This is a genomic window from Roseibium sp. RKSG952, assembly GCF_009711355.1.
The window spans coordinates 1-23,470 of the sequence record NZ_SMMF01000940.1 but is presented as its reverse complement, the minus strand read 5'-3'; the positions used below and the strand labels follow the sequence as shown (position 1 = coordinate 23,470).

Sequence of the window (23,470 nt, the reverse complement as noted above, 5' to 3'; positions counted from 1 at the left end):
CGTGTTTGTCAAAATGCGAAACACAAGGCCAACACCCCGGTCTTTTCATGTTTGCCAAAATGCAAAACCGGGCCGCTGATGCGGCCCGGTTTTCTCGCCATATGAAACGCTCACGCGTAAATGAACGTATCTTAAAACAGGAAGCAGCCATTATCGAAGAGCGATGTGACCGTTTCTCCCTGAACGTTCTGAAACGTGCAAACATCAGTGTAGTTTCCGTCATCGGCAAGATCGACGGAAATCTCGAGACCGGACACAGTCTGACTTGCCTGCAGCTGATCGAGAAAGGTTTCGTTGCCGGCGCTGCCTGCGAGGTGCCGGAGGTCGAGCACGTCTTCCCCAACCGAAAAGTCGGTGATGAGATCCGCTTCGTTGAGGTCGTACGACCGGTAGACGTAGGTGTCCGACCCCGCACCGCCAGTAAAGGTGTCCGCGCCTTGCAAACCACGGATCGTATCGTCACCACCACCGGCCACGATGACGTTGGCGTCCCGGCTGCCCTGCAGATAGTCGTCGCCGGATCCACTGTTGATGTTGTCGATGTATTTCAGCGTGTCACGGCCGATCTCGAGGCCGTGAGCCTTCTTGTTGTGCAGCCAGATCTTCAGATCAACGTCAAAGGCGGTGTAATCGACCGTGTCGTTGCCCAGTCCGCCATTGATGACATCGTTGCCGGCATCGCCGAAGAACGTGTCGTCGCCGGTGCTGCCATAGAGGTTATCATTGCCATTGCCACCGTAGAGCAGGTCATTGTCACGCCCGCCATTGAGCGTGTCATTGCCATAGCCGCCATTCATGATGTCGACGCCGTCGCCGCCAAACAGCTTGTCCTTGTCGTGATCGCCGTTCAGCGTGTCATTGCCGGTACCGCCTTTCAGTGTGTCATTGCCGTAGCCGCCGTTGAGCACGTCAATGCCGCTGCCACCAATCAGGCTGTCGGTATCATTGCCTCCAAACAATGTGTCGTTTCCGCTGCCACCGATCAGGCTGTCATTGCCGCGATCCCCGTGGAGCGTGTCATTGCCGTTGTTGCCGTTCAGCTCGTCACTATGGTTACCGCCGTAGAGGATATCGTCGCCGGAGTTGCCATAGAGCTTGTCGCTTGCGGCGCCGCCATACAGATCATCGTTGCCGCTGCCGCCATGCAGATGGTCATGGCCGTTGTTGCCATAAAGCTCATCATCGCCCGACCGGCCATGAAGTTCATCCGAGCCGTCACCCCCAAACAGGATATCATTGTCGGACCGCAGGATTTCGACCGGCTGGTTGCCTTCACCTTCTGGATCCGGATCGGTCCCGCCATGTTGCTGCTGAAAATGCGCGTTGAGAACCAGCGCATTGGCTACGCCGATATCGACCGTGAAAACGCTGTCGTCAAAGTCGCGGTCACCGCCGTTGTAAAGATCTTCAAAGCCGAGCGTGATGGTGCCGGCATCGGCCTTCAAGACACCGGTCGTGTGCAGGATTCCATCCGGATTGAGCCCGACGGTGTCACCATACGCAGACGTATGGTACGGGTCGGTCTGAATCATCGTCCTGGTACCATTTTCGGCAATATGGTAGAGGCGCGGGCCATTGCTGTTCAGGGTTGCGACTGTGCCGTCCGAGTTCTGAAACTCCAGCCGACCGCTGTCGAGATCGATCCCGTTGTAGCCACCATTCCGGCTGTAGCCGTTCGAGATAATGAAGAAGGCGATCTTGTCACCGGCCTGAACGTTCAAAAACTCTCGAGACTGCCCCTGGACCAGGTTTCCGCCACTGCCCTGCAGTGAAGCATTCGGCCAGATGATTTCGACATCCTTGATCGTACCGTCATCTTCGACCTTGTAATATCCGAAGGTGTTTCGGTAGCCAGCGGTTTCGCCTTCAAACACTACCGATACGGGATAGTCGTTCGTAACTGCGACAGACGTGATCTGGACAAGAGTTGGTCCGCCTGACCCGTAGATCTTGTCATTGCCGGAATTGCCGTAAAGTACGTCGTCGCCGGTACCACCCCAGACGTCGTCACTGCCATTGTGGCCGTACAATGTGTCGTCGCCGAAACGGCCCGACATCACATCAGAATGAATTGTGCCTTGAAGCACATCATCCTGATTTGTCCCGATCATGGGACGTGTCGCGGGCAAGCTTGCCATCTTTTTCTCCTCTTGATGCCGGCGGCAAAAAAGACCGCCAAGCTTTTCCGTGTCAGGAAATGCCAGCCACAAGAGTGCAAGCGCCGGGCCACGCCAGTTTCAGCTCCGGAAATAAAACTCCTATTTATTTCAATTGCTTAATTTTATTTAGCCTCTGAAAAACCAAACCCTTTTGCGTTTCCGGAAGGCTTTTTTCGATTTCGCAATCTGAATAGTCCCATTCTCAAGCGCATTCCGGCCTTAAAAGTCAGCAGAAGTCAGAGGTGACTTTTGAGACCTTGATCATGTCCGGGTACAACTCAGACTTCGGCCCCGGGTTCTTCTGTCTCGGGACTGAGTTCCTGATCCGCGTCCTCGGTCGGCTGTGTGGTAAACCCCTTGAGACCGGCAAATTCTCGCGCGTCTCGCTGGATCGCCACCGGGCTCATGGCGTAACCGGTGCAAAGCTCGGACAGCGACCGCAAGGCATGCATATGGATGCGTTCGTAGCCATGACTGGCGTCGACCCCGAAAGTGATCAGGGCGGTGCGCACATCCGCCCCTGCCTCTATTGCAGAGGCCGCATCGGAGCGGTAGTAGCGAAAGATATCCTTCTGGAACTTGATGTTGTTGTCCCGGCAAAGCTGGGCCATCTTGCGGGTAAGGTGATAGTCGAACGGTCCGGTCTGGTCCGCCATGGCGATGGTCACCCCGAACTCGTCGGAGTTCTGGCCGGGCGCCGACGTACCGTTGTCGATCGCGACCAGTGAGGCGATTTCCGGTGTCAGGATAGACGTTGCCCCGTGGCCGGTTTCCTCGGCAATGGTGAACAGCCAGAAAACATCCACGGTCGGCTTTTTGCCCGAATCAATCATCGCCTTCAGGGCAGTCAGCATGACAGCGACACCGGCCTTGTTGTCCAGATGGCGCGAAACAATAAACCCGTTGTCCAGAAATTCCGGCATCGGATCGATCGCAACAATGTCGCCTATATCAATGCCGAGCCGTTCGACGTCTTCCTGCGACTTCGAGTAGGCGTCGACCCTGAGTTCCACGTGATCCCATCCGACCGGAAGCCGGTCGATTTCTTCATTGAAGGTGTGCCCGGACGCTTTCACCGGCAGGATCGTGCCGGTATAGGCACCTTTTTCGGAAAAGATCGTTGTGCGGGCCCCTTCAGCGAACCGGGCCGACCAGTGGCCAATCGGGACCAGTTCCAGGCGGCCATTGTCCTTGAGTGCCTTGACCTGTGCGCCAAGCGTATCGAGGTGGGAAACAAACGCCCGAGCAGGCTTGTCCTTCTTGCCATCCAGCCGTGCTCGAATGGCACCACGCCGGGTTACCTCATAAAAGACACCCAGCCGTTCCAGCTCTTTCGAAACAAACCGCGCCAGTTCGTCCGTATAACCGGTCGGACTGGGAATCGCCAAAAGATCCTTCAGGATTTCGGCCAGATAATCGATGTCGATCGCAAGAAGGGTCATGAATACTCCCGGTTCAGCGTGTCCCGGACCGCTTTTGGCATGGACAATGGAAACAGGAAATCAACAAACCGTTCCGCAGTCGGTTGCGGTTCGTGATTGGCAAGCCCCGGACGCTCATTGGCTTCAATGAAACGATACTCGGGCTGTCGCGGATCCTTGACCATCAAATCAATCCCGGTGACCGGGATCTGGATCGCCTTGGCCGCCCGGATGGCGGCTTCGATCAGGGTGTGATGGGTTTCGCCCGTGACATCGTGAATGGTCCCGCCCGTATGGAGGTTCGCGGTCCGGCGCACGGCAAGCCTTTGCCCCTCGGGCAAGAGGTCGCTGAGCGTGAAACCGGCAGCGGCAAGACACCGCTCGGCCTCCTCGTCGACAACGATCCTCGATTCACCACCTGTGGCCGCCGCCCGCCGCCTTGATTGCGATGCGATCAGGTTTTCGATACTGCTGCGGCCATCGCCAATGATTTCGGCTGGGCGGCGGATGGCAGCTGCGACCACACGATAGTCGATCACCACAAGCCGCAGGTCCTGGCCTTCCACGCATTCCTCGACCAGGACATCGTTGGAATAGGTTCTGGCGGCCTTGATGGCGGCCTCCACATCCTCGATTTCCGTCAGGCCGATGGATATCCCCTTTCCCTGTTCGCCCCGGGCCGGTTTCACAACCACCGATCGATGCCTGGCGAGGAAAGCCTCCCTGTCACCATGATCAGCGCTGATCTGGTCCGGAACGGATACACCAGCTGCATTGACAATCCGCCGGGTGGTTGCCTTGTCGTCGCAAATCGACATCGCGACGGCACTTGTAAATTCACTCAGTGACTCGCGGCAGCGGACCGACCTGCCACCATGCGACAGACGAAAAAAGCCGCCTTCCGCATCGATGATTTCGGTCCGGATTCCGCGCCGGCGGGCTTCATTGACGATCAGGGTTGCGTAAGGGTTAAGTTTTTCCTCTGTCGCAGGCCCGGCAAACAAGGCTTCATTGATCGGGTTCTTCATCTTCACCGTGAAGACCGGCACCCGTTCAAAGCCCAGCTTTTCATAAAGCGCGATGGCCTGCTCATTGTCATGCATGACAGACAGGTCCATATGCGGGTTTCCACGCGCCTGGAACACTTCGGCCAATCGCCGGACCAAGGCTTCGCCAATCCCGGGAAACCGGGCTTGCGGTGAAACGACAAGACACCAAAGCGATGATCCCAGATCCGCCCCGTCCGTCGCCCGCTGGTGATCGACACCCATGGCACTGCCGACAATCTGGCCGGTTTCTTCCTCCTCGGCCACAAGCACGGTGACCTCGCGCGGGTTCAGGTCCGACCAGAAATAGTCCTCTGACACCGGAACCATGCCACGGCTGGCATAAAGCGCATTGATCTGTTCCGCATCCATGCGCGACGACAACCGGCGTACGGTAAACCCCTTGCGCTGATCCTTGGCCGCCCGGTAGGTCGACAGGTTCAATCGGTAGGTGTGCGAGGGGTCGAGAAAAAGCTCCTGCGGGGCCAATCCGACCACAACATGCGGATCGCGCACATAAAATGCGATATCGCGTCTGTCCGGGCGCTCGTCGCGCAGGGCATCGACGAGGTCCTGGGGTTCTTCGAAGGTGTTGCCGAAAAGCAGCCGGCCCCAGCCGCAATCAACAATCTGGTTTACCGGCAAGTCCGTTTCCTCCACCCGGTATTCCGGTTTCATGCCGTGGGAGCGCATCCGCTTCAAACGGTGTTCCATGGCTCCCTTGGTCCGGGAAGACACTTTTTCCGACATCCTGGTCACGCCTCCTGCGCCTGCAACCAAAGCTCCAGCAAGGCCACTTGCCACAACTCGGATCCACGCAGCTTGGTAATATATTGTGTCGGTTCCTTGAACAGCTTCTCAAGGTATGACGCGTTGAACAGGCCCCGGCTGCGTGCCGCCTCGTTGGTCAGCGTGTCGCGCACCATGTCGAGATAGGACCCCTGGATGTATTTGAGTGCCGGAACGGGGAAATACCCCTTCGGACGGTCGATCACTGCAGAGGGAACGACGAGACGGGCTGCTTCCTTCAACACACCCTTGCCGCCCTGAGCCAGTTGGTGCTCTGCCGGGATGCGGCCCGCCAGCTCGACCAGCTCATGATCAAGAAACGGAACCCGCGCCTCCAGCCCCCACGCCATGGAGTGGTTGTCGACCCGCTTGACCGGATCGTCCACCAGCATGACGTTTGTATCGATTCTGAGCGCCTTGTCGACAGGATCTGCCGCGCCCGGCTGCGCAAAATGCCGTTCCAAGAATGCAAGGCTCTCGTCGCGCGAACAGCGATATTCAGGTGCAACCGCCTCGCTCATCTGCGCTTCTGTCCGGTCGAAAAAGGCATTCGCATAGTCCTGGACCGGCGCATTGGACCCGGTCAGTTTCGGGTACCAGTGATACCCGCCAAAGACCTCGTCGGCGCCCTGCCCCGACTGAACCACCTTGATGTGCTTGGAAACCTCACGCGACAAAAGATAGAAGCCGATATTGTCGTAAGACACCATCGGCTCGGACATGGCAGAAATCGCGCCGGGCAGGTTGTCCTGAAGCTCCGAAGACGGAATGAAGATCTTGTGGTGGTTGGTGCCATAGTGTTCGGCAATCAGATCCGAATACTGAAACTCGTCGCCCTTTTCGCCATTCGCCTCTTCAAAGCCGATCGAGAATGTGGCGAGGTCCTTTTGTCCCTCTTCGGCCAGAAGCCCGACAATCAGGCTGGAGTCGACCCCGCCCGACAAGAGCACACCAACCGGCACATCGGCCACCATGCGGCGCCGGACGGCAGTGCGCAGGCCTTCCAGAACCATATCGCGCCACTCATCTGCGGAGCGCGCGACATCTTCCGCGCTCTTTTCGAACTCCGCTGACCAGTAGGTCACATCCCGGGAAGTTCCATCGGTTTCATATGTGCGAACGGTGGCTGGGGGGAGCTTGCGAACCCCGTTCAGGATCGTGCGCGGGGCCGGCACAACCGCATGCCAGCTCATGTAATGATGGAGCGCGACCCGATCAATCGATTTGTCGATGTCGCCGCCTTTCAGAAGCGCCGGCAAGGAAGACGCAAAGGCAAGACGGCCATTGGCCTCGCTTAGGTAAAGCGGCTTGATGCCAAAGCGGTCACGGGCAAGATGCAGACGCCCGCTGTCATGCTCGTGAATGGCAATCGCAAACATGCCGTGGAAGCGGGAAAAACAAGCGCGCCCCCATTCCTTCCAGGCTTTCAGGATCACTTCCGTGTCGCTGGTGGAGAAGAACCGGTACCCTTTTGCGGCCAGTTCCGAGCGCAAGTCCTGATAATTGTAGATGCAACCATTAAAAACCAGCGACAGGCCAAGTTCGGGATCGACCATCGGCTGCGCACCCTGATCGCTCAAATCAATGATTCTGAGCCGCCGGTGGCCTAAAGCGACCCGCCCGCGCATGGTCACCCCCATTGCGTCCGGGCCCCGGGCTGCCATGGCTTGGGCCATACGATCAACCCGCGCCGTGTCCGCCTGGTCGGTTCCAAAAACAACTTCGCCGCAAATGCCGCACATAGTTCCAAAAAATCCTCTTTTATGGTCAAAGGCCCACGGTATATAGACCTATAATAATTAGAGTTCAAACGATCAGAGTTAGAACAATGTCGCAGTGCGAAACATCTCAGATATTCAAATCGATCCGCCGCATCGTCCGCGCAATCGATTTGCGGTCGCGCGAAGTGTCGCGCGCATCCGGCCTCACCATCCCGCAAATCGTCGTCTTGCAAGGCGTTCACGACCTTGGCGAAGTCACCACCAAGGCCCTGTCGGCCCATGCCGATCTCAGCTCGGCCACAGTGGTCACGATTCTCGACAAGCTCGAGGACAAGGGACTGATCGAACGCTACCGGTCTGCCGCAGACCGGCGGATCGTGCATGCCCGGCTGACAGATGCGGGCAATACGGCCATTGCCTCCCTGCCCAGCCTGTTGCATGAGGAATTCGAGGCCAAGTTCTCGAAACTTCCAGAGGAGGAAAGAACACAACTGGTCCGGGCCCTTGGTGAAGTCGCCGAAATGATGAACGCGCACAAGATCGACGCCGCCGCGATCCTGACCACCAGCTCGGTCCCCCAATGATTCGGGCGGTTGGTACAAGGGGTACCGGCGGCAAACGAACCAAGTACCCGTTCCGGACCGGGCTGCTTGCGGACCAAGGACTATTGCGGCCGGCCAGCCATTGCAGCCCCCGGCGGATGCGCGATTGGGAAACTCCGACACTCTTCCCGCATCCTTCGATTTGAAAACACCTCGCCAATGGCGATCAAAACAGGTTCGTCTGACGGTAAAGAGCCCACTCCGTCCTCCAGTTCCGAAAGGACCCCGGACCAGGTGCGGGACATGTCCCGTGAAACACTGGTCGTGACGCGAACCGGAGTATCCGGTTTGCGCCCCTGCGCAATCAGACGCGCGCTGATCCGGCCGGCCATGCGTCCGCCCATGTAAAAGACCGTGGTGGTCACCGGGTCGGCAAGGCCCCGCCAGTCGACGGTTTCCGGCAGATCCCCCTTGCGGGAATGCCCGGTGACAAACCGGACCGATTGGGCATGATCGCGATGGGTCAGGGAAATTCCAAGTTCCGCCGCCATCGCTGATGCCGCCGTGATGCCCGGAACCACTGAGGCCGCGATGCCTTCGCGCTCCAGTCTCTCAAGCTCTTCCCCGGCGCGCCCGAAAATCATCGGATCGCCGGATTTCAGGCGCACGACATGTTTGCCTTGCCGCGCGAGCGTCACCATCATGTCATTGATGTCTTCCTGACGGCAGCTTTCCCGGCCGCCGCGTTTGCCGACCAGCAAGCGCTTGGCTTCCCGGCGTGCAAGCTCCAGAACGGAATCGTCGACAAGATCGTCAAACAGGATCACATCCGCGCTTTGCAGCGCACGCATGGCTTTCAATGTCAGGTGTTCCGCATCCCCCGGCCCGGCTCCGACCAGCGTCACGCGCCCGGCCTGCGGTGTGCCACACTTGTCAAACAACGCTTCAAGCTCCGTTGGAGCTGCTTGAACCGGCTTTGAAGAAAAGGCGAGATCGCAAAACCGCTCCCAGAACCGGCGCCGTTCCGCACCTGCTTCAAGCGTTGACAGCACCCGTGCCCGGAGGCGGCCAGCAAGGGCTGCCCAATCCTGCAAGGCATTGGGCAACAGGGTCTCGATCTTGCGGCGGATGGCCTGCCCGAGTATCGGGGCAACACCATTGGTCGAGATCCCGATTACCACTGGCGACCGGTTGACAATCGACCCGAACTGAAACCCGCAAAATTTTGGATTGTCGATAATGTTGACCGGAATCCCGGCTGTTTTGGCCGCGCAGTAAAACGCCTGCGCTTCGCCTTCCGTATTGGCATCCGCGACTGCCAGCACCGCTCCGGCAAGACATTCCGGGCTCCAGAGCCGCTGATGATGCACGAACGCTCCCTTGACGCTTCCTCTTGCAAACAAAGCCTCAAAAACCTCATCGAGCCGATCCGCATAGACATGGACCTCGGCTCCGGCGGCCGCCAGCAATTCGGCCTTCCATGCGGCTGCCTCGGTCCCCCCGGCGAGCACCACCTTGCGGCCCTCCAACGGAAAGAACAACGGCAGCGCCGCAAGCGCTTCGACCCGCGCCGGACGCCGTTTGGAGCTGATTTCAACCGGCTTGCGCGATTCTGGCTTCATCTGCCGTTTCCCCATTGATGGTATCGAGTAGGGTCTGGATTTCGGACCGGCAAGACCCGCAATTGGTGCCGGCCTTGAGTTCTTGTCCGATTGCCTGAACCGTGCCGGCTCCATTCCGCGCTGCTGCGGCGATCTGGTTGCAACCGATCTGAAAACAGGAACAGACGATCGCGCCGGGATCCGGCAAGTCGGCCGGTGCACGCCCTGCCAGAACCCTGAAACGCTCGTTCGGGGAACAATCAACGGCTGTCAACAATCCGCAAGCCCATTGCCGCGAGACCGCTACCGGCCTGGGTGCAAAGAAGACCGCCCCCATAAGCTGGCCGCCCGCCCATCCTGCCGCCCGAAATGTGCCGGTGTCCGGGTCTTCCAGATGCAAAACCGCGTCGTGCGCGTTTAATAACCGCTCCGACAAAGCCCGAAGGTCCGCCTTTTCCCGGCCCGCCATCTCGAGCCGCCAACCGCCATCGGCGGGCGCAATCGCCCAGTAGTCGGTACCGGGCCCCTCCGGACAGGTCCGCAGGATCGCAAAGCCATACCAGGAAAATTCCTGCTTCCGTATGGCAACAGGGGTGAACTTCGAACCGGGTTGCCCTGAAACAGGATCCGTTTCGGGAGCCACCACCGCGTCAATCCGGCCGTTTGAGGCCATTTGATCGGTCCAGTGCATCGGCACGAACACCGTCCCCTTTTGCGCCCGGCCGCTGACCAGCGCGCGGACAGTCACCGCCCCATAAGGACTTTTGACCTCAACCAGATCGGCCGGCTTGATGTTCAAGCTTTCAGCGTCTTCCGGGTGCAGTTCGGCAAAGGGTTCGGCAATATGCGACAACAGCCGGGGCGTCTTGGCCGTCCGCGTCATGGTGTGCCACTGATCACGAATACGGCCGGTATTGAGCACAAACGGAAACCGCCGGCCGGTCTTCAGCAGCTTGTTTCGGACCACCGGCACAAAAGCGGCCTTGCGGTCAGATGTATAGAATCGGCCTTCGGCAAAAAAACGCGTTTCACTCTCGCACATGGCCGAACCGGACTGCGGCCATTGTACAGGATCCAGCGCATCAAACCCGGACGACTCCAGGTCTGCAAAGGCGCTGATGTCGAAATCCCGCACACCATTGTTGCCGTGCCCCGACAGGGCCGCATGCTCCCGGAAGATCGCGTCCGGCCCGCGATAGTCGAACGCCTCCGCAAACCCCATGCGGCGGGCCACCTCACAAAACTGCCACCAGTCGGGTTTCGCCTGCCCCGGCAGATCCAGAAAGGCTCTCTGGCGCGAAATCCGGCGCTCGGAGTTCGTGACAGTGCCGTCCTTTTCACCCCAGGCAGCCGAAGGCAGAAGAACATCCGCATAGGCCACCGTATCGGCAGCACGGGTCACGTCCGAGACGACGACAAACGGGCAGGTTTTCAGAGCCTCGGCAACGCTATCGGCATCCGGCAGGCTGTCGACCGGATTGGTCGCCATGATCCACAGTGCCTTGATCCGGCCCTCGCCTGCGGCCCGAAACAGATCGACTGCCTTAAGGCCTTGCCGGCCGGCGATCACCGGGCTGTTCCAGAACGACTGAACCAGTGCCCGGTGATCCGGGTTTTCAAGGGCCATATGGGCCGCCAGCATGTTGGCCAGTCCGCCGACCTCGCGCCCGCCCATGGCATTGGGCTGGCCGGTCACGGAGAACGGTCCCATGCCTGGCTTGCCGATCCGCCCGGTTGCCAGATGCGTGTTGATGATCGCGTTGACCTTGTCGGTCCCGGTGACGGACTGATTGACGCCCTGACTGTAAACCGTGACGGTTTTTTCCGTGCGTGCCACCATCGCGTAAAAAGTTGCAATGGCCTGCGGCGCGAGCCCGGTTTCTCCGGCGATCCGGTTGATTTCGCATGGTCCGGCTAACGCCAATGCGTCGTCGAAGCCATGCGTATGCCGGGTGATGTAGCCGCGATCCAGCGCGCCGGTTTCCGACAGAAAGGCCAAAAGACCGTTGAACAGCGCCACATCGCTGTCCGGCTTCAAGGCAAGGTGCAGATCCGCGATGGCGCAGGTTGCGGTCTCGCGCGGATCGATCACCACCACCCGCATGTTCCGGTTTTGAGCTTTCGCGGCCTCGACACGCTGAAACAGGACCGGATGACACCAAGCGAGGTTGGACCCGACCAGCACCAGAAGGTCACAAGCCTCCAGATCACGATAGGTCCCGGGCACCGTATCACTGCCGAAGGCCCGCCGGTGGCCCGCAACGGACGAGGCCATGCACAGGCGGGAATTGGTATCAATGTTGGCCGACCCGATGAAGCCCTTCATCAGTTTGTTGGCCACGTAGTAGTCTTCGGTGAGGATCTGGCCGGAGACATAAAACGCCACACTGTCCGGTCCATGCCTGGCAATCGCTTGTGAGAACTTTTGCGCGACCAGGTCAAGGGCGGTGTCCCAGTCCGCCCGGGCACCGTTGATCTCCGGACAAAGCAGCCGGTCGTCCGGCGACAGGGTTTCGCCCAGCGCCGACCCCTTGGAACACAGACGCCCGAAATTGGCCGGATGATCCCGATCCCCTTCGATTGCGACCTTGCCATCGGTGTGCCGCGTCGCGACGATGCCGCAACCAACCCCGCAATAGGGGCAGGTCGTGCGGACACTATTTGGCCCGTTGGTCATGCTCCGCACCCGCGTTTGTTGTTACCAGGCATTGTAGGCGAGATATTTTCCGGACATTTCGACCTTCACCCGGTCTCCTTTCGGGTGCGGCACCTTTTCGACCGACATGTCGAAGTCGATCGCGGACATGATGCCGTCGCCGAACTTCTCGTGAATCAGTGCCTTGATAGTCGGCCCGTAAACGCCAACGATCTCGTACAGCCGGTAAATGCATGGGTCTGTCGGGACGGTTTGCTCCCAGATCTTGGTCGGGCTTTCCTGAAGAACGAGAGCCGCTTCCTGTGGCAGCCCCAACGCCTCCGTTAGCGCCTGGGCCTTGCCGGCCGGCATTGCGTTCATCCCCATACAGGCGGAATGGGTCCAGACCGGCGACATGGAAATCATTCCGGCAATGCTTTCCCAGGTCAGTCCGGCCTGGCGCTTGGATGCCAGGATCATCCCGGTCACATCTTCACGGTTCAATACAGTCATGCCTGTCTCCTTGGTACCTCCCCAGACACCGGCACCGCCGGTTTCAAGATACCGTCTTGCTTGTTTGAGTAGCCGAAGAAGCCTTTGCCCCTTCAAACGCCCTGCCGGGTTAACGGCAGTGCCTGACGCATTATTCCGCCGGCGTTGCCGCGATCGGGACATGCCCGGGTTCGACGGGACGGGACGGAGAGGTTCTGTAGTGGGTGGCGTAGATCATCGCGCCGACAAAGGTCAGGCCGCCGACCAGATTGCCAATGATCACAGGGATTTCGTTGTAGGCGAGATAGTCGAACCAGGTGAACTGACCGCCAAGCATGATCCCGGACGGGAACAGGAACATGTTCACGATGGAATGCTCGAAGCCGAGATAGAAGAACACCAGGATCGGCATCCACATGGCAATCACCTTGCCGGACACGGAACTGGACATCATCGCCGCGACGACACCGGTCGACACCATCCAGTTGCACATCACGGCGCGGATAAACACGGTCAGCATTCCGGCCGCCCCGGCTTCGGCATATCCCACGGTCCGGGCTTCGCCGATGACACCGAGTTTCTGACCGACAGCATTGGGTTCTTGACTGAAGCCCATCGTGAAAATCACCGCCATGAAAACGGCCGTGGTCATGGCGCCTGCAAAATTGCCGATAAAGACGAGGCCCCAGTTCCGCAGGACACCGCCCCAGGTGACCCCGGGCCGTTTTGCCAGAAGAGCGAGCGGCGCAAGGGTGAAGACCCCGGTCAGCAGGTCGAAGCCGAGCAGGTAGAGCATGCAAAACCCGACCGGAAACAGCAGCGATGCCACGAGGAAATTGCCGGTATTGACCGCAATGGTCACGGCAAAGGCAGCGGCAAGCGCCAGGATCGCTCCGGCCATGTAGGCGCGGATCAAGGTGTCCTTGGTCGACATGAGCACCTTCGCCTCGCCGGCCTCGATCATTTTCGAGGCAAATTCCTTTGGAGTAACATACGACATTCAAATTCCTTTCACGGCTTCAAGTCCGTCAGACAACGGCATGGGAGAAAGACAGGTCGATGAAGATCCGGCCCTGATCGAGCCTCACCGGAAAGGCCTGGGTCTGCCCCTCGTCGGCACCCTGGGCGGCACCGGTCTTGAGAGAAATCACCCAGTTGTGCAGCGGGCAGGTCACGCAGCCCCCGTGCACGATCCCCTGGCTGAGCGGCCCGTTCTTGTGCGGGCATTTGTCTTCCAGCGCGAAGACGTCATCGTCAGCCGTCCGGAACACAGCGATGGTCATGTCCCCCTTCCGGACGCAACGCGCGCCTTCGCGGGGGATTTCTTGAAGCATCCCGACTTCAATCCAGTTGCGGATATCGGCGGTCATTCGGCAGCCTCCATGGAAACAACGGCCAAGGGCTTGAACTCGTGCTTGTCCTTGCCGGAGACACGCTCCGACCAGGGATCGACTTGCGCGAATTTCTGGGAGAAGACGAACCGGTCGTAATAGGCCTTGCGCCGGGCCGGATCGCCGGCGATCTGGCGCTTGATCTCGTCAAGGCCGATCCGCTTGGCCCATTTGTAGATCCGCTCCAGATAACGGCCCTGCTCCCGGTACATCTGGGTGAGCGCGGCCACATGTTCGATGACCTCGTCTTCGGTTGCAACCTGACAGAGCACTTCGGTGCCCTTGATCTCCAGACCGGCAGCACCGGCATAGTGGATCTCGTAACCGCTATCGACGCAGATGATGCCGATGTCCTTGCAGGTCGCCTCGGCGCAATTGCGCGGACAGCCGGATACCGCCAGTTTCAGTTTCGCAGGCGTCCAGGAACCCCACATGAACTTTTCCAGCTTGATGCCCAGTCCGGTCGAATCCTGTGTCCCGAACCGGCACCAGTCGGACCCGACACAGGTTTTGACCGTGCGCAGGCCCTTGGCATAGGCCTGGCCGGAAACGAACCCGGCCTTGCCAAGGTCCGCCCAAACGGCGGGCAGGTCTTCCTTGCTGATGCCCAGCATGTCGATGCGCTGGCCGCCGGTGCATTTCACCGCCGGGATATTGAACTTGTCGACCACATCGGCAATCGCCCGCAGTTCCGTCGATGAGGTCATACCGCCCCACATGCGCGGAACCACCGAATAGGTGCCATCCTTCTGGATGTTGGCATGCACACGCTCGTTGATGAAACGGGACTGGTAGTCGTCGGCATATTCGTCCGGCCAGTCGGACACGAGATAGTAGTTCAGGGCCGGACGGCACTTGGCGCAACCGCCCGAAGAGGTCCATTCGAGTTCCTGCATCACGGCTGGAATGGTCTTGAGCTGTTTCGACTTGATCAGCCGCCGGACATCATCGTGCCCCAAATGCGTGCAACCGCACATGGGCGTCACCGCTGCCGGATTGTAGGCATCGCCCAAGGTGACCTGCATCAGCTGTTCGACCAGCCCCGTACAGGTTCCGCAAGATGCGGAGGCCTTGGTGTGGGCCCGGACATCGTCCAGCGTGGTTAGCCCCCTGTCCCTGATCGCCGTGACAATCGTTCCCTTGCATACGCCGTTGCAGCCGCAGATTTCCGCATCATCCGGCAAGGCTGCAACGGCCGCCGTAGGGTCCAGGGGGGCGCCCCCCTGATAGGCCTGACCGAAGATCAGTGTCTCCCGCATGCCCGAGACATCCGTCCCCTTCTTCAGGAGATCGAAGAACCACGGACCGTCGGAGGTCTCGCCGTAAAGCACCGCCCCGATGATCCGGTCGTCCTTGATCACAAGCCGCTTGTAGACGCCCGCCGATGCATCGCGCAGCACGATTTCCGAACGATCCGGGCCTTCGGCAAAGTCTCCCGCGGAATAAAGATCGACCCCGGTCACCTTGAGCTTGGTCGCCGTCACCGAGCCGGTATAGTTCAAAGCGCCACCCAGAAGGTTGTCTGCCAGAACCTGCGCCATGTCATAGAGAGGAGCGACAAGACCATAACACTGGCCCCGGTGCTCGACGCATTCGCCCAGCGCAAAGATATCCGGGTCGCTGGTGCGCATGTCGTCAGCCACCAGCACCCCGCGCCCGGTCTCAAGCCCTGCAGCCTTGGCCAGATCTGCCGAGGGGCGGATGCCAACGGCCATCACCACGATGCTGGCCGCGATTTCCGTGCCATCATCAAGGCGGATGGCCGTCACCTTGCCGGTTCCGTCATCGACGATTTCGTGGCTGTTGGCTTTGGTTCGCACCTCGATGCCGCGGCGTTTGAATTCCTCCTCCAGCAGGAACCCGGCCGCCGGATCCAGTTGCCGCTCCATCAGGGTCGGCATCAGGTGCAGGACCGTCACGTCCATCCCCCGCATCTTCAGTCCGGCGGCGGCCTCCAGTCCCAGAAGGCCACCGCCGATAACGACAGCACGCCCGCCCCGCTCTGCCGCTGTCAGCATTTTTTCGACATCCTCCAGATCCCGGTAGGCCAGAACCCCCTCAAGATCCTTGCCCGGTAGCGGGATGATGAAGGGGCTGGAGCCTGTCGCAACCACCAGCTTGTCATAGCCGGCCGTGATGCCGGTATCCGACGAAACAGTCTTTGCGGTCCGGTCGATCTGCGTGATCCTGGCCGCCTTGTGCAGCGTGACGGAATGCTCCGCGTACCAGTTCTCGTCATGGGTGATGATGTCTTCGTAGGTCTTTTCGCCCGACAGGACCGGCGACAGCATCAGCCGGTTGTAGTTCACCCGCGGCTCGGCATTGAAAATCGTTACGTCATAGGCGTCCCTGTCCTTCTCGAACAGGTGTTCCAGCATCCGGCCCGGCGCCATGCCATTGCCAATGATGACCAGTTTCGGTTTGCCCATCGCCCTACTCCGCCGCTTCAAGTTTGGGATAGGCGGCTTCGATCATGACGCCGGCAATTGTCGCGTAGGCCTCTTCCCATGCACTTTTGGTTTCCGGATCAAAGGCTTCGCCAAGACCTTTTTCGAGAGTCCAAAGCAAAGCCGCCCCGACAGGCGCGTAATGCTCCCTGCGAACGCCGTAATCGATGTGGCGGACGGCCAGGTTTCTCGCCGCCGGCAGGATCGTCTCCGGATCCGACAGACCGTTGACGACCACACCGAGTGTCGCCATCAGCTTGCGCCCCTGATCCCGCAGATCTGTCTTGAAGAACGGCTTGACCTCGGGCGCGATTTCGAACAGGCGGCCGTAAAACAGGCTCGCCGCGTCATCGGCAATCGGCTTGACCTTGGCGAAGGAAGACTGGACAAGCTGGATCTGGTCTGGCGTCATTTTCTGCTCCTTTTTTCCGTCTCTGGACAAGATCATTCGGCGGCCTCTGACACGGCCTTCTGACGGGCCATGCGGGCTGCTCTTTTTGTCTGAATGGATTGAAGCTGGTCGGCACTCGGATCTGCTCCGCCTTCATAGGCTTCGAGGAAATCGAGCAGCTCTTCGCGGTAGGCGTAGTAGTCGGGATGGGCGAGCAACGCCTTGCGGGAACGCGGGCGCGGCAGATCCACCTCCATGATATTGCCGATCCGGGCATTCGGGCCGTTCGACATCATCACCACCCGGTCGGCCAGCAGGATCGCCTCGTCGACGTCATGTGTGACACAGATCGCAGTCACCTCGGTGCGCTTCCAGACATCCATCAGAACGTCCTGAAGCTCCCATCGGGTCAGGCTGTCGAGCATGCCGAACGGCTCGTCGAGCAGGAGCAGTTTCGGCGACAAGGCAAAGGCCCGCGCGATCCCGACCCGCTGTTTCATCCCATTCGAAAGATCGGCCGCCGCCTTGTCCATGGCGTCTACGAGCCCGACCTTTGCGAGGTAATACTCGATCACATCGCGTTTTTCGGCCCGTGACGCATCCGGGTAGACCTTGTCGACGCCCAGCGCGACATTTTCATAGGCTGTCAGCCACGGCATCAGGCTCGGCGATTGAAACACCACGGCCCGGTCCGGTCCGGCCCGCGTCACGTGCGTACCGTCAAGAATGATGGCGCCTTCGGTGATCGGGTTGAGCCCTGCGACCATGTTCAGAACCGTCGACTTGCCACAGCCGGAATGCCCGATCAGGGTAGTGAATTCACCCTTCTGCATTTTCAACTCGAACCCGTCGACCACCGTGAGCGGCCCCTTGGGTGTCGGGTAAACTTTCTTCAGCTGCGAAAACTCCAGATAACGGTCTTCCGTTACGGCCCCGGCTGCGCGTTCATAGGCTGCGGGCAGCCTTTCGGTAGGTTTGCCCCTTTGGGTAATCGGCACAATGTCCGGCAGTCGGATATCGCGTTCCAGATCCGCGCCACGTTCGGCCCCCACCGCCATCAGATACTCGGTGATGCCGGCGCGCAACCTGATGAAATCCTCATCATGATTGAGCTCGCCGCGGTCACGCGGGCGCTTGAACGATACCTTGAACTCCGGCCCCAATGTCGCGGGGGTGCCCGGCTTCAGGGGGATGATCCGGTCGGCGAGCAGGATTGCCTCGTCGACATCATTGGTGATCAGGACAATGGTCTTCTTCTCCTGCTCGCAAATCGCAGCGAACTCGTCCTGAAGCTTGGCCCGCGTCAGCGCATCAAGGGCGGAAAGCGGTTCGTCCAGAAGCAGCAGGTCCGGCTGCATCGCAAGCGCCCGCGCCACTGCCACCCGCTGGCGCATGCCGCCGGAAAGCTCCGCCGGTTTGCGATCCCGGGCATGGGCGAGACCGACCATGTCGATATACCTGTCACAGATCGCCTTGCGCTCGCGGGCCGGCTTTTTCCTGAAGACGCTGTCGACAGCCAGTGCCACATTCCCCGTGACCGATAACCAGGGCATCAGGGAATAGGACTGAAACACCACGCCCCGGTCCGGACCCGGTCCGTCGATTTCCTTGCCCTTGAAAACGATCCCGCCGGTATCAGGTTCGATCAGACCCGCAAGCAGGGAGATCAGTGTGGTCTTTCCTGTCCCGGAAAAACCGACAATCGCGATGAATTCACCGTCCTCGACCTTCAGGTTGATGTTGCCGAGAACGTCCGTGCGTCCGGGTCCTTCGCCATAGGACTTTGACAGATTGGAAATTTCCAGAAAGGACATGTCCGGCTCCCTAGCGATTGGCGCTGAAAGTAAAGGCGCGCTGCAGGGCAAACATCAGCCGGTCGAGCATGAAGCCGATCAGGCCAATGGTCAGAACCGCGACCATGATCTTGGCAAGCGACTGTGAAGACCCGTTCTGGAATTCGTCCCAGACGAACTTGCCGAGACCCGGGTTCTGAGCGAGCATTTCGGCAGCAATCAGCACCATCCAGCCCACGCCCAGGGACAGACGCAGACCGGTGAAGATCAACGGCAGGGACGAGGGCAGAACGAGTTTTGTGATCGTCTTCCACGTCGGCAGCTGCAGCACCCGCCCGACATTCATCAGGTCCTTGTCGACCGAAGCCACTCCGAGGGCCGTGTTGATCAGGGTCGGCCACATGGAGCAAAGCGTGACGGTGACCGCCGAAATCAGCAGGGACTTGGACAGCCAGTCGTAAGGGTTTGCATAGGCGGCCGACACGATCATCGTGACGATCGGAAGCCAGGCAAGCGGCGATACCGGCTTGAAGATCTGGATCAGCGGATTGATCGCCCCGTTGATTGACCGCGACAGGCCCGAGGCAATGCCGAGCGGCACGGCGATGATCGTTGCAATCAGAAACCCGAGCCCGACCGTCTTCAGCGACGTTCCGATCTGGTCGATATAAGTCGGCGCACCGGTGTAGCTGCGCCACTTGATCCGGTCGGTCTTGCCGGCGGCTTCCAGCTTGGCGTTGCGGTCTTCCTGTCGCTGGTAGAAGGCGGCTGCCTTTTCGCGCTGCCGCACGTGATCATCCCACAGGTTTCCGGCCTGCTCCCAGACGTGAACCGGCCCGGGCACGGCGCCGAGCGAGGTCTGGACCTGAGGCGCAAGAACCGCCCAGAGCATCACGAAGGAGGCAATACCCAGAAGCGGGATCAGCAACACCCGTTTCAGTTCGCCCAACTGCTCTTTCGGATTGTCGCCCGCTGCCATCTTGAGCAACGGCACAAGCCACGAAAACCCGAGCGCATCCAGCCAGCCACCGGCCTTGTTGATGAAGGTGAAGAGTTTTTCCTTTCGCGCGGTCGCGGCAAGATCGGCGGACCTGGCGGTGTCGGCGTTGGCCATCGTGGCATCCCTGTTGTCTTTGTGGGTCTGGTCGGTTGGCAGCTTCGGTGTTCATTCAGTCTCCCCTCGGCGTCATCCCGGCCAAGCGAAGCCGGGAGCCGGGATGACGTCGGCCGGGGACGGAAGGATCAGCCGCCGATCACATCCGAGCCTTCGACGGTCTGCATGCTCTTCAGACCAATGGAGAGGCTGTCGATATAGGCGTTCGGCTGCTTGCCGTCGTAAGGAACGCCGTCGATGATGTCGGATGCCTGTGTCGGCGCACGGTACCCGTCGCTCTCCCAAGGGAAATCGGCCTCCGCCACATGCCCTTCCTCGACCAGCATGCGCGCCGCGGTCAGATAGATTTCCGGCTGATAGACAGACTTGGCGACCTCGTCATACCAGCTGTCCGGCTTGTGCTCCGGGATCTGGCCCCAACGGCGCATCTGGGTCAGGTACCAGACCGCATCGGAGTAATAGGGATAGGTCGCGTAGTACCGGTAGAAGACGTTGAAGTCGGGAACGTCACGCTTGTCGCCCTTCTCATATTCGAAAGTGCCGGTCATGGAGTTGGCGATCACTTCCGCGTCCGCACCGACATATTCCGGCCGGGACAGGATCTCGACTGCGTCCATGCGGTTGGCATTGCCGTTCTCATCGAGCCACTTTGCGGCCCGGATCAGGGCCTTGGTGATGGCCAGCGTCGTGTTCGGGTAGTCTTGCGTGAATTCCTTGGTAAGGCCGAACACCTTTTCCGGGTTGTTCTTCCAGATCTCGTAATCGGTGATAACCGGAACGCCGATCCCCTTGAAAACCGCCTGCTGATTCCATGGCTCGCCGACGCAATAACCGTAGATGGTACCGGCCTCGAGCGTCGCTGGCATTTGCGGCGGCGGTGTTACAGACAAAAGCGCATCCGCCTGGATCTGTCCGGAAATATCGGTTTCGGAGTAAAACCCCGGATGAATGTCACCGGAGGCAAGCCAGTACCGCAGCTCGTAATTATGCGTCGACACCGGGAACACCATGCCCATGGTGAAGGGCTTGCCTTCATCAATGAACTGATCAACGATCGGTTTCAGCGCATCCGCCTTGATCGGATGCATGGGCTTGCCGTCTTCCTGCATCTCGAGATGCGGCTTCATCATCTCCCAGATCTCGTTGGAGACGGTGATGCCGTTGCCGTTGAGGTCCATGGAAAACGGCGTCACGATATGCGCCTTGGTACCGAAACCGATGGTCGCTGCAAGCGGTTGGCCCGCCAGCATATGGGCGCCGTCCAGTTCGCCGGTGATCACCCGGTCAAGCAAAACCTTCCAGTTGGCCTGCGGCTCCAATGTAACAAACAGGCCTTCATCCTCGAAATAGCCCATTTCGTAGGCAATCGCGAGCGGCGCCATGTCCGTGAGCTTGATGAAGCCGAAGGTCAACTCGTCCTTTTCGACGTCGAGCATATCCGCAAAGGCTGCAGAGGCCGGAACCATCACAGTGGCAACCATCAAGGCGGCACATGCGGCCCCTCGGGTCATCTTGAAAGTATAATCCAGTGTCACGTCCTGTTCCCCTCGTCCCGCCCGCGCCGGAACGATCCGCGCAGGCCCAAAAACAAAAAAAGCCGCCGTCACAATCCGCGCACTTTGGGAGGAAGCGCAGATCGGAACGGCGGCTTTGCCTGGGCACCCGGCTGTGGGCGCAATATCGGTATGGCCAGCGTTGGCCTTACGAATTAGAAAGCACAACACGTGCCAACTCAGGTAATTATAAATTCTTATTTAAAATCAATTGCGTGAAGTTTTTCTGAAAAATCACCCTCATAAGCTTTGCACGAATTCTTGGCCCAGAAGCAGAGCAATTGGCGTCATTTTGTGCAGCGCAGTAAACAGGCCCTGAACACACAAGCACAGACTTTTTGGCTCATTCGACCACCGGCATGTCGAACAGACGCGCCATACGGCGCTCTTTGACCCCGTCAAGTTGCAGAGCCGAACGGTAGAGGGCCGGCGAGAAGATTTCGGACACTTCATCGCGGTGCCCGGCCGCCGCCTTGGCTTGCCCCCACCGGAGCATCTGGTCATAGAACCACAGCCCCTGCGCCGGAGAGGGAGCCGCCTTCGCCCCACCGGAAAGGGTCAGGAAATCCGGAATGAACTTCTCCGTTCTCTGGCCGAAACGCATCTCGCCCTGAAGGGCTGGAAGGCATATCTCTTCGGGACACGCAAGATAGTCCGGACGCGCCAGAAGCCGGGCAAGATCGCGTACATTCTTCTGTTCTGCACACCAGTCTGCTGCAGCCGACATGGCGCGCAGGAGAGCCGACAGTGTAACCGGATGGGCTTCTGCCCAATTGCGGGTAACACCAAGTACCTTTTCCGGGCTGTCCGGCCAGATTGCCTGCTTGTAGGTGGCGATCCGCCCCGTTCCCGCCTTGACTGCGGCCGTGTTCCACGGTTCACCGACGCAATATCCATCCAGTTGACCGGAGGCGAGCGCATCGGGCATCAGCTGCGGCGCAAGAACCGAAATCTCGACATCCGCATCCGGATCCAGCCCGGCCGCTGCAAGCCAGTAGCGCAATTCGTAAGCATGCCCGGAAAAGGGATGTACGACGGCAAAGCGCAGGCGGCCTTGCCCCTTTGCCTTGCGCGTTTCAATCAGCCTGGCAAGTGCCCGGCCCGTCGAAGCCGGGTCCCCTTCCCGGTCCGCATCATGCAGGGTCATGGCCTGCCAAAGATCCGCCGCAACGGTGATGGCGTTTCCGCCGAGGCCCAACACCATCGGCGCCAGCATGGGGACAGCCAGACTGGTCAGGTGGAGGCTTGCGGCAATCGGCATGGGCGCAAGCATATGCGCGACATCAAATTGCCCGACGGCAATCCGGTCCCGAATATTGGCCCATGAAGTCTCACGGAAAAGCTTCAATTCGATGCCTTCACGCGCTGCAAACCCCTTTTCCCGCGCGGCGATCAGGACGGCGCTATCCAGCAGCGGAATAAAACCGGCGATGACAGGTGTCAGATACGTCTCCATTTTCCTCCGCTCCCCTGTCTGCCAGCTCTTCCCCGGCCGGGTTTCAAGGTCAACAACACTCACTCCACCAGCAGGCCACTGGCGATCACAAGGCCTTGCGCCACTTCGATGATCTTCCGGTTCTGGTTCATGGCCGTCCGTCGCAGAAGCGTATAGGCATCCTGCTCCGACAAACCCTTTGAGGACATCAGGATGCCCTTGGCCCGATCGATGGTCTTGCGGTCGGCCAGTTCGGTGCGGGCGTCCTCAAGATCTTTCGCCAGTTTCGAGAACGCGCGGAACCGGCTGATCGCCATGTCGAGAATGGGCTTTACGCGCTCGCGCTTGAGCCCGTCGACCACATAAGCCGACACGCCGGCATCAACCGCTGCCTCGATCGACCGGCTGTCCGCCCTGTCGACAAACATCGCGATCGGCCGGCGCACCGCCCGCGAGACCTGGAACATGTGTTCCAGCTGGTCCCGGTTAGGGTTTTCCAGATCTATGACAATGACATCCGGATTGATCTCCGCAATCTGCCGCACCAGCCCGTCTACGTGGCTAACGACAATGACCCGGTCATGCCCGGCATCGCGCAATCCCTCTTCAATGATGGATGCCCGGATCTTGTTGTCATCTATGACCAGAATCGATAGCCCGCCGCTCATGCCCGCATTATGCGCAGGGTCATTTTTTATGCAATATATTTGCTGCAACGCGAAAAACAGATCTTGCGAGGTTTCCGAAACCGGGACACCGGGAACAGCGCAGAAATAAAAGTGATCATTGGCGCGAACAACGGAAGTATATTTTTTGCATGCGGGAAACAAAAAATCTGAAACGTAAGAAAAAGTATTTTCACATGGTTAATATTGCCCAGATCCTCAAAGCGTTGGCAGCGGGATATTGTCGGCGTCATCGGGATTGAACGGGAATTTCA

17 protein-coding genes are annotated in these 23,470 nt (G+C 59.5%); 1 reads left to right on the top strand and 16 read right to left on the bottom strand.

Features of this window, described 5'->3' with window-relative positions; genetic code table 11:
• Positions 1-131 precede the first annotated feature (131 nt).
• The 4 genes from E1297_RS27975 to E1297_RS27960 all read right to left on the bottom strand — a co-directional run bounded on the left by E1297_RS27975 (position 132) and on the right by E1297_RS27960 (position 7,157).
• Positions 132-2,138 carry a DUF4114 domain-containing protein gene (locus tag E1297_RS27975; RefSeq protein ID WP_209016030.1) on the bottom strand — a complete coding sequence of 669 codons (2,007 nt, stop codon included), beginning with the start codon at positions 2,136-2,138 and terminating at the stop codon, positions 132-134.
• Positions 2,139-2,437: 299 nt separating this feature from the next.
• Complete coding sequence (locus E1297_RS27970) at positions 2,438-3,601, bottom strand: osmoprotectant NAGGN system M42 family peptidase (protein ID WP_155144046.1); 1,164 nt, start codon at positions 3,599-3,601, stop codon at positions 2,438-2,440.
• Positions 3,598-5,376: an N-acetylglutaminylglutamine synthetase gene (gene ngg / locus E1297_RS27965; protein ID WP_155144045.1), complete on the bottom strand. Its 1,779-nt coding sequence runs from the start codon at positions 5,374-5,376 to the stop codon at positions 3,598-3,600. Before ngg ends, E1297_RS27970 begins: the two co-directional genes overlap by 4 nt.
• A 5-nt stretch (positions 5,377-5,381) precedes the next feature.
• A complete protein-coding gene (locus E1297_RS27960) occupies positions 5,382-7,157 on the bottom strand; it encodes an N-acetylglutaminylglutamine amidotransferase (RefSeq protein WP_155144044.1) in 1,776 nt (591 codons plus the stop codon).
• Between the two features lie 86 nt (positions 7,158-7,243).
• On the opposite strand from E1297_RS27960, the gene E1297_RS27955 reads away from it, so the two are divergent.
• Positions 7,244-7,720: a MarR family winged helix-turn-helix transcriptional regulator gene (locus E1297_RS27955; RefSeq protein ID WP_155144042.1), complete on the top strand. Its 477-nt coding sequence runs from the start codon at positions 7,244-7,246 to the stop codon at positions 7,718-7,720.
• Between the two features lie 80 nt (positions 7,721-7,800).
• Here the strand turns inward: E1297_RS27955 and cysG are convergent, their stop codons facing one another.
• The 12 genes from cysG to E1297_RS27895 form a co-directional block, all read right to left on the bottom strand.
• Complete coding sequence (cysG, locus tag E1297_RS27950) at positions 7,801-9,300, bottom strand: siroheme synthase CysG (protein WP_155144041.1); 1,500 nt, start codon at positions 9,298-9,300, stop codon at positions 7,801-7,803.
• Positions 9,272-11,956, bottom strand: a complete 2,685-nt coding sequence (locus E1297_RS27945) for a nitrate reductase (RefSeq protein ID WP_155144038.1) — start codon at positions 11,954-11,956, stop codon at positions 9,272-9,274. The genes cysG and E1297_RS27945 overlap by 29 nt, the downstream gene beginning before the upstream one ends.
• Before the next feature lie 21 nt (positions 11,957-11,977).
• Positions 11,978-12,427, bottom strand: a complete 450-nt coding sequence (cynS, locus tag E1297_RS27940; RefSeq protein WP_155144036.1) for a cyanase — start codon at positions 12,425-12,427, stop codon at positions 11,978-11,980.
• A 130-nt stretch (positions 12,428-12,557) separates the two neighbouring features.
• Positions 12,558-13,406 carry a formate/nitrite transporter family protein gene (locus tag E1297_RS27935; protein WP_155144035.1) on the bottom strand — a complete coding sequence of 283 codons (849 nt, stop codon included), beginning with the start codon at positions 13,404-13,406 and terminating at the stop codon, positions 12,558-12,560.
• Positions 13,407-13,434: 28 nt separating this feature from the next.
• On the bottom strand, positions 13,435-13,776 hold the full coding sequence (gene nirD / locus E1297_RS27930; RefSeq protein ID WP_155144033.1) for a nitrite reductase small subunit NirD: 342 nt from the start codon (positions 13,774-13,776) through the stop codon (positions 13,435-13,437).
• Positions 13,773-16,226, bottom strand: a complete 2,454-nt coding sequence (gene nirB / locus E1297_RS27925; protein WP_155144031.1) for a nitrite reductase large subunit NirB — start codon at positions 16,224-16,226, stop codon at positions 13,773-13,775. Before nirB ends, nirD begins: the two co-directional genes overlap by 4 nt.
• 4 nt (positions 16,227-16,230) lie before the next feature.
• A complete protein-coding gene (locus E1297_RS27920; protein ID WP_155144029.1) occupies positions 16,231-16,656 on the bottom strand; it encodes a globin family protein in 426 nt (141 codons plus the stop codon).
• 32 nt (positions 16,657-16,688) lie between these two features.
• Complete coding sequence (locus E1297_RS27915) at positions 16,689-18,449, bottom strand: ABC transporter ATP-binding protein (RefSeq protein WP_155144027.1); 1,761 nt, start codon at positions 18,447-18,449, stop codon at positions 16,689-16,691.
• 10 nt (positions 18,450-18,459) lie between these two features.
• Positions 18,460-19,542, bottom strand: coding sequence for an ABC transporter permease (locus tag E1297_RS27910; RefSeq protein WP_155144025.1), 1,083 nt, complete (start codon positions 19,540-19,542; stop codon positions 18,460-18,462).
• 128 nt (positions 19,543-19,670) lie between these two features.
• Positions 19,671-21,053, bottom strand: a complete 1,383-nt coding sequence (locus tag E1297_RS27905; protein ID WP_155144132.1) for a CmpA/NrtA family ABC transporter substrate-binding protein — start codon at positions 21,051-21,053, stop codon at positions 19,671-19,673.
• 385 nt (positions 21,054-21,438) lie between these two features.
• Positions 21,439-22,551, bottom strand: a complete 1,113-nt coding sequence (locus E1297_RS27900) for a CmpA/NrtA family ABC transporter substrate-binding protein (protein ID WP_155144023.1) — start codon at positions 22,549-22,551, stop codon at positions 21,439-21,441.
• Between the two features lie 59 nt (positions 22,552-22,610).
• Complete coding sequence (locus E1297_RS27895) at positions 22,611-23,198, bottom strand: ANTAR domain-containing response regulator (RefSeq protein WP_155144021.1); 588 nt, start codon at positions 23,196-23,198, stop codon at positions 22,611-22,613.
• Between the last annotated feature and the right edge of the window lie 272 nt (positions 23,199-23,470).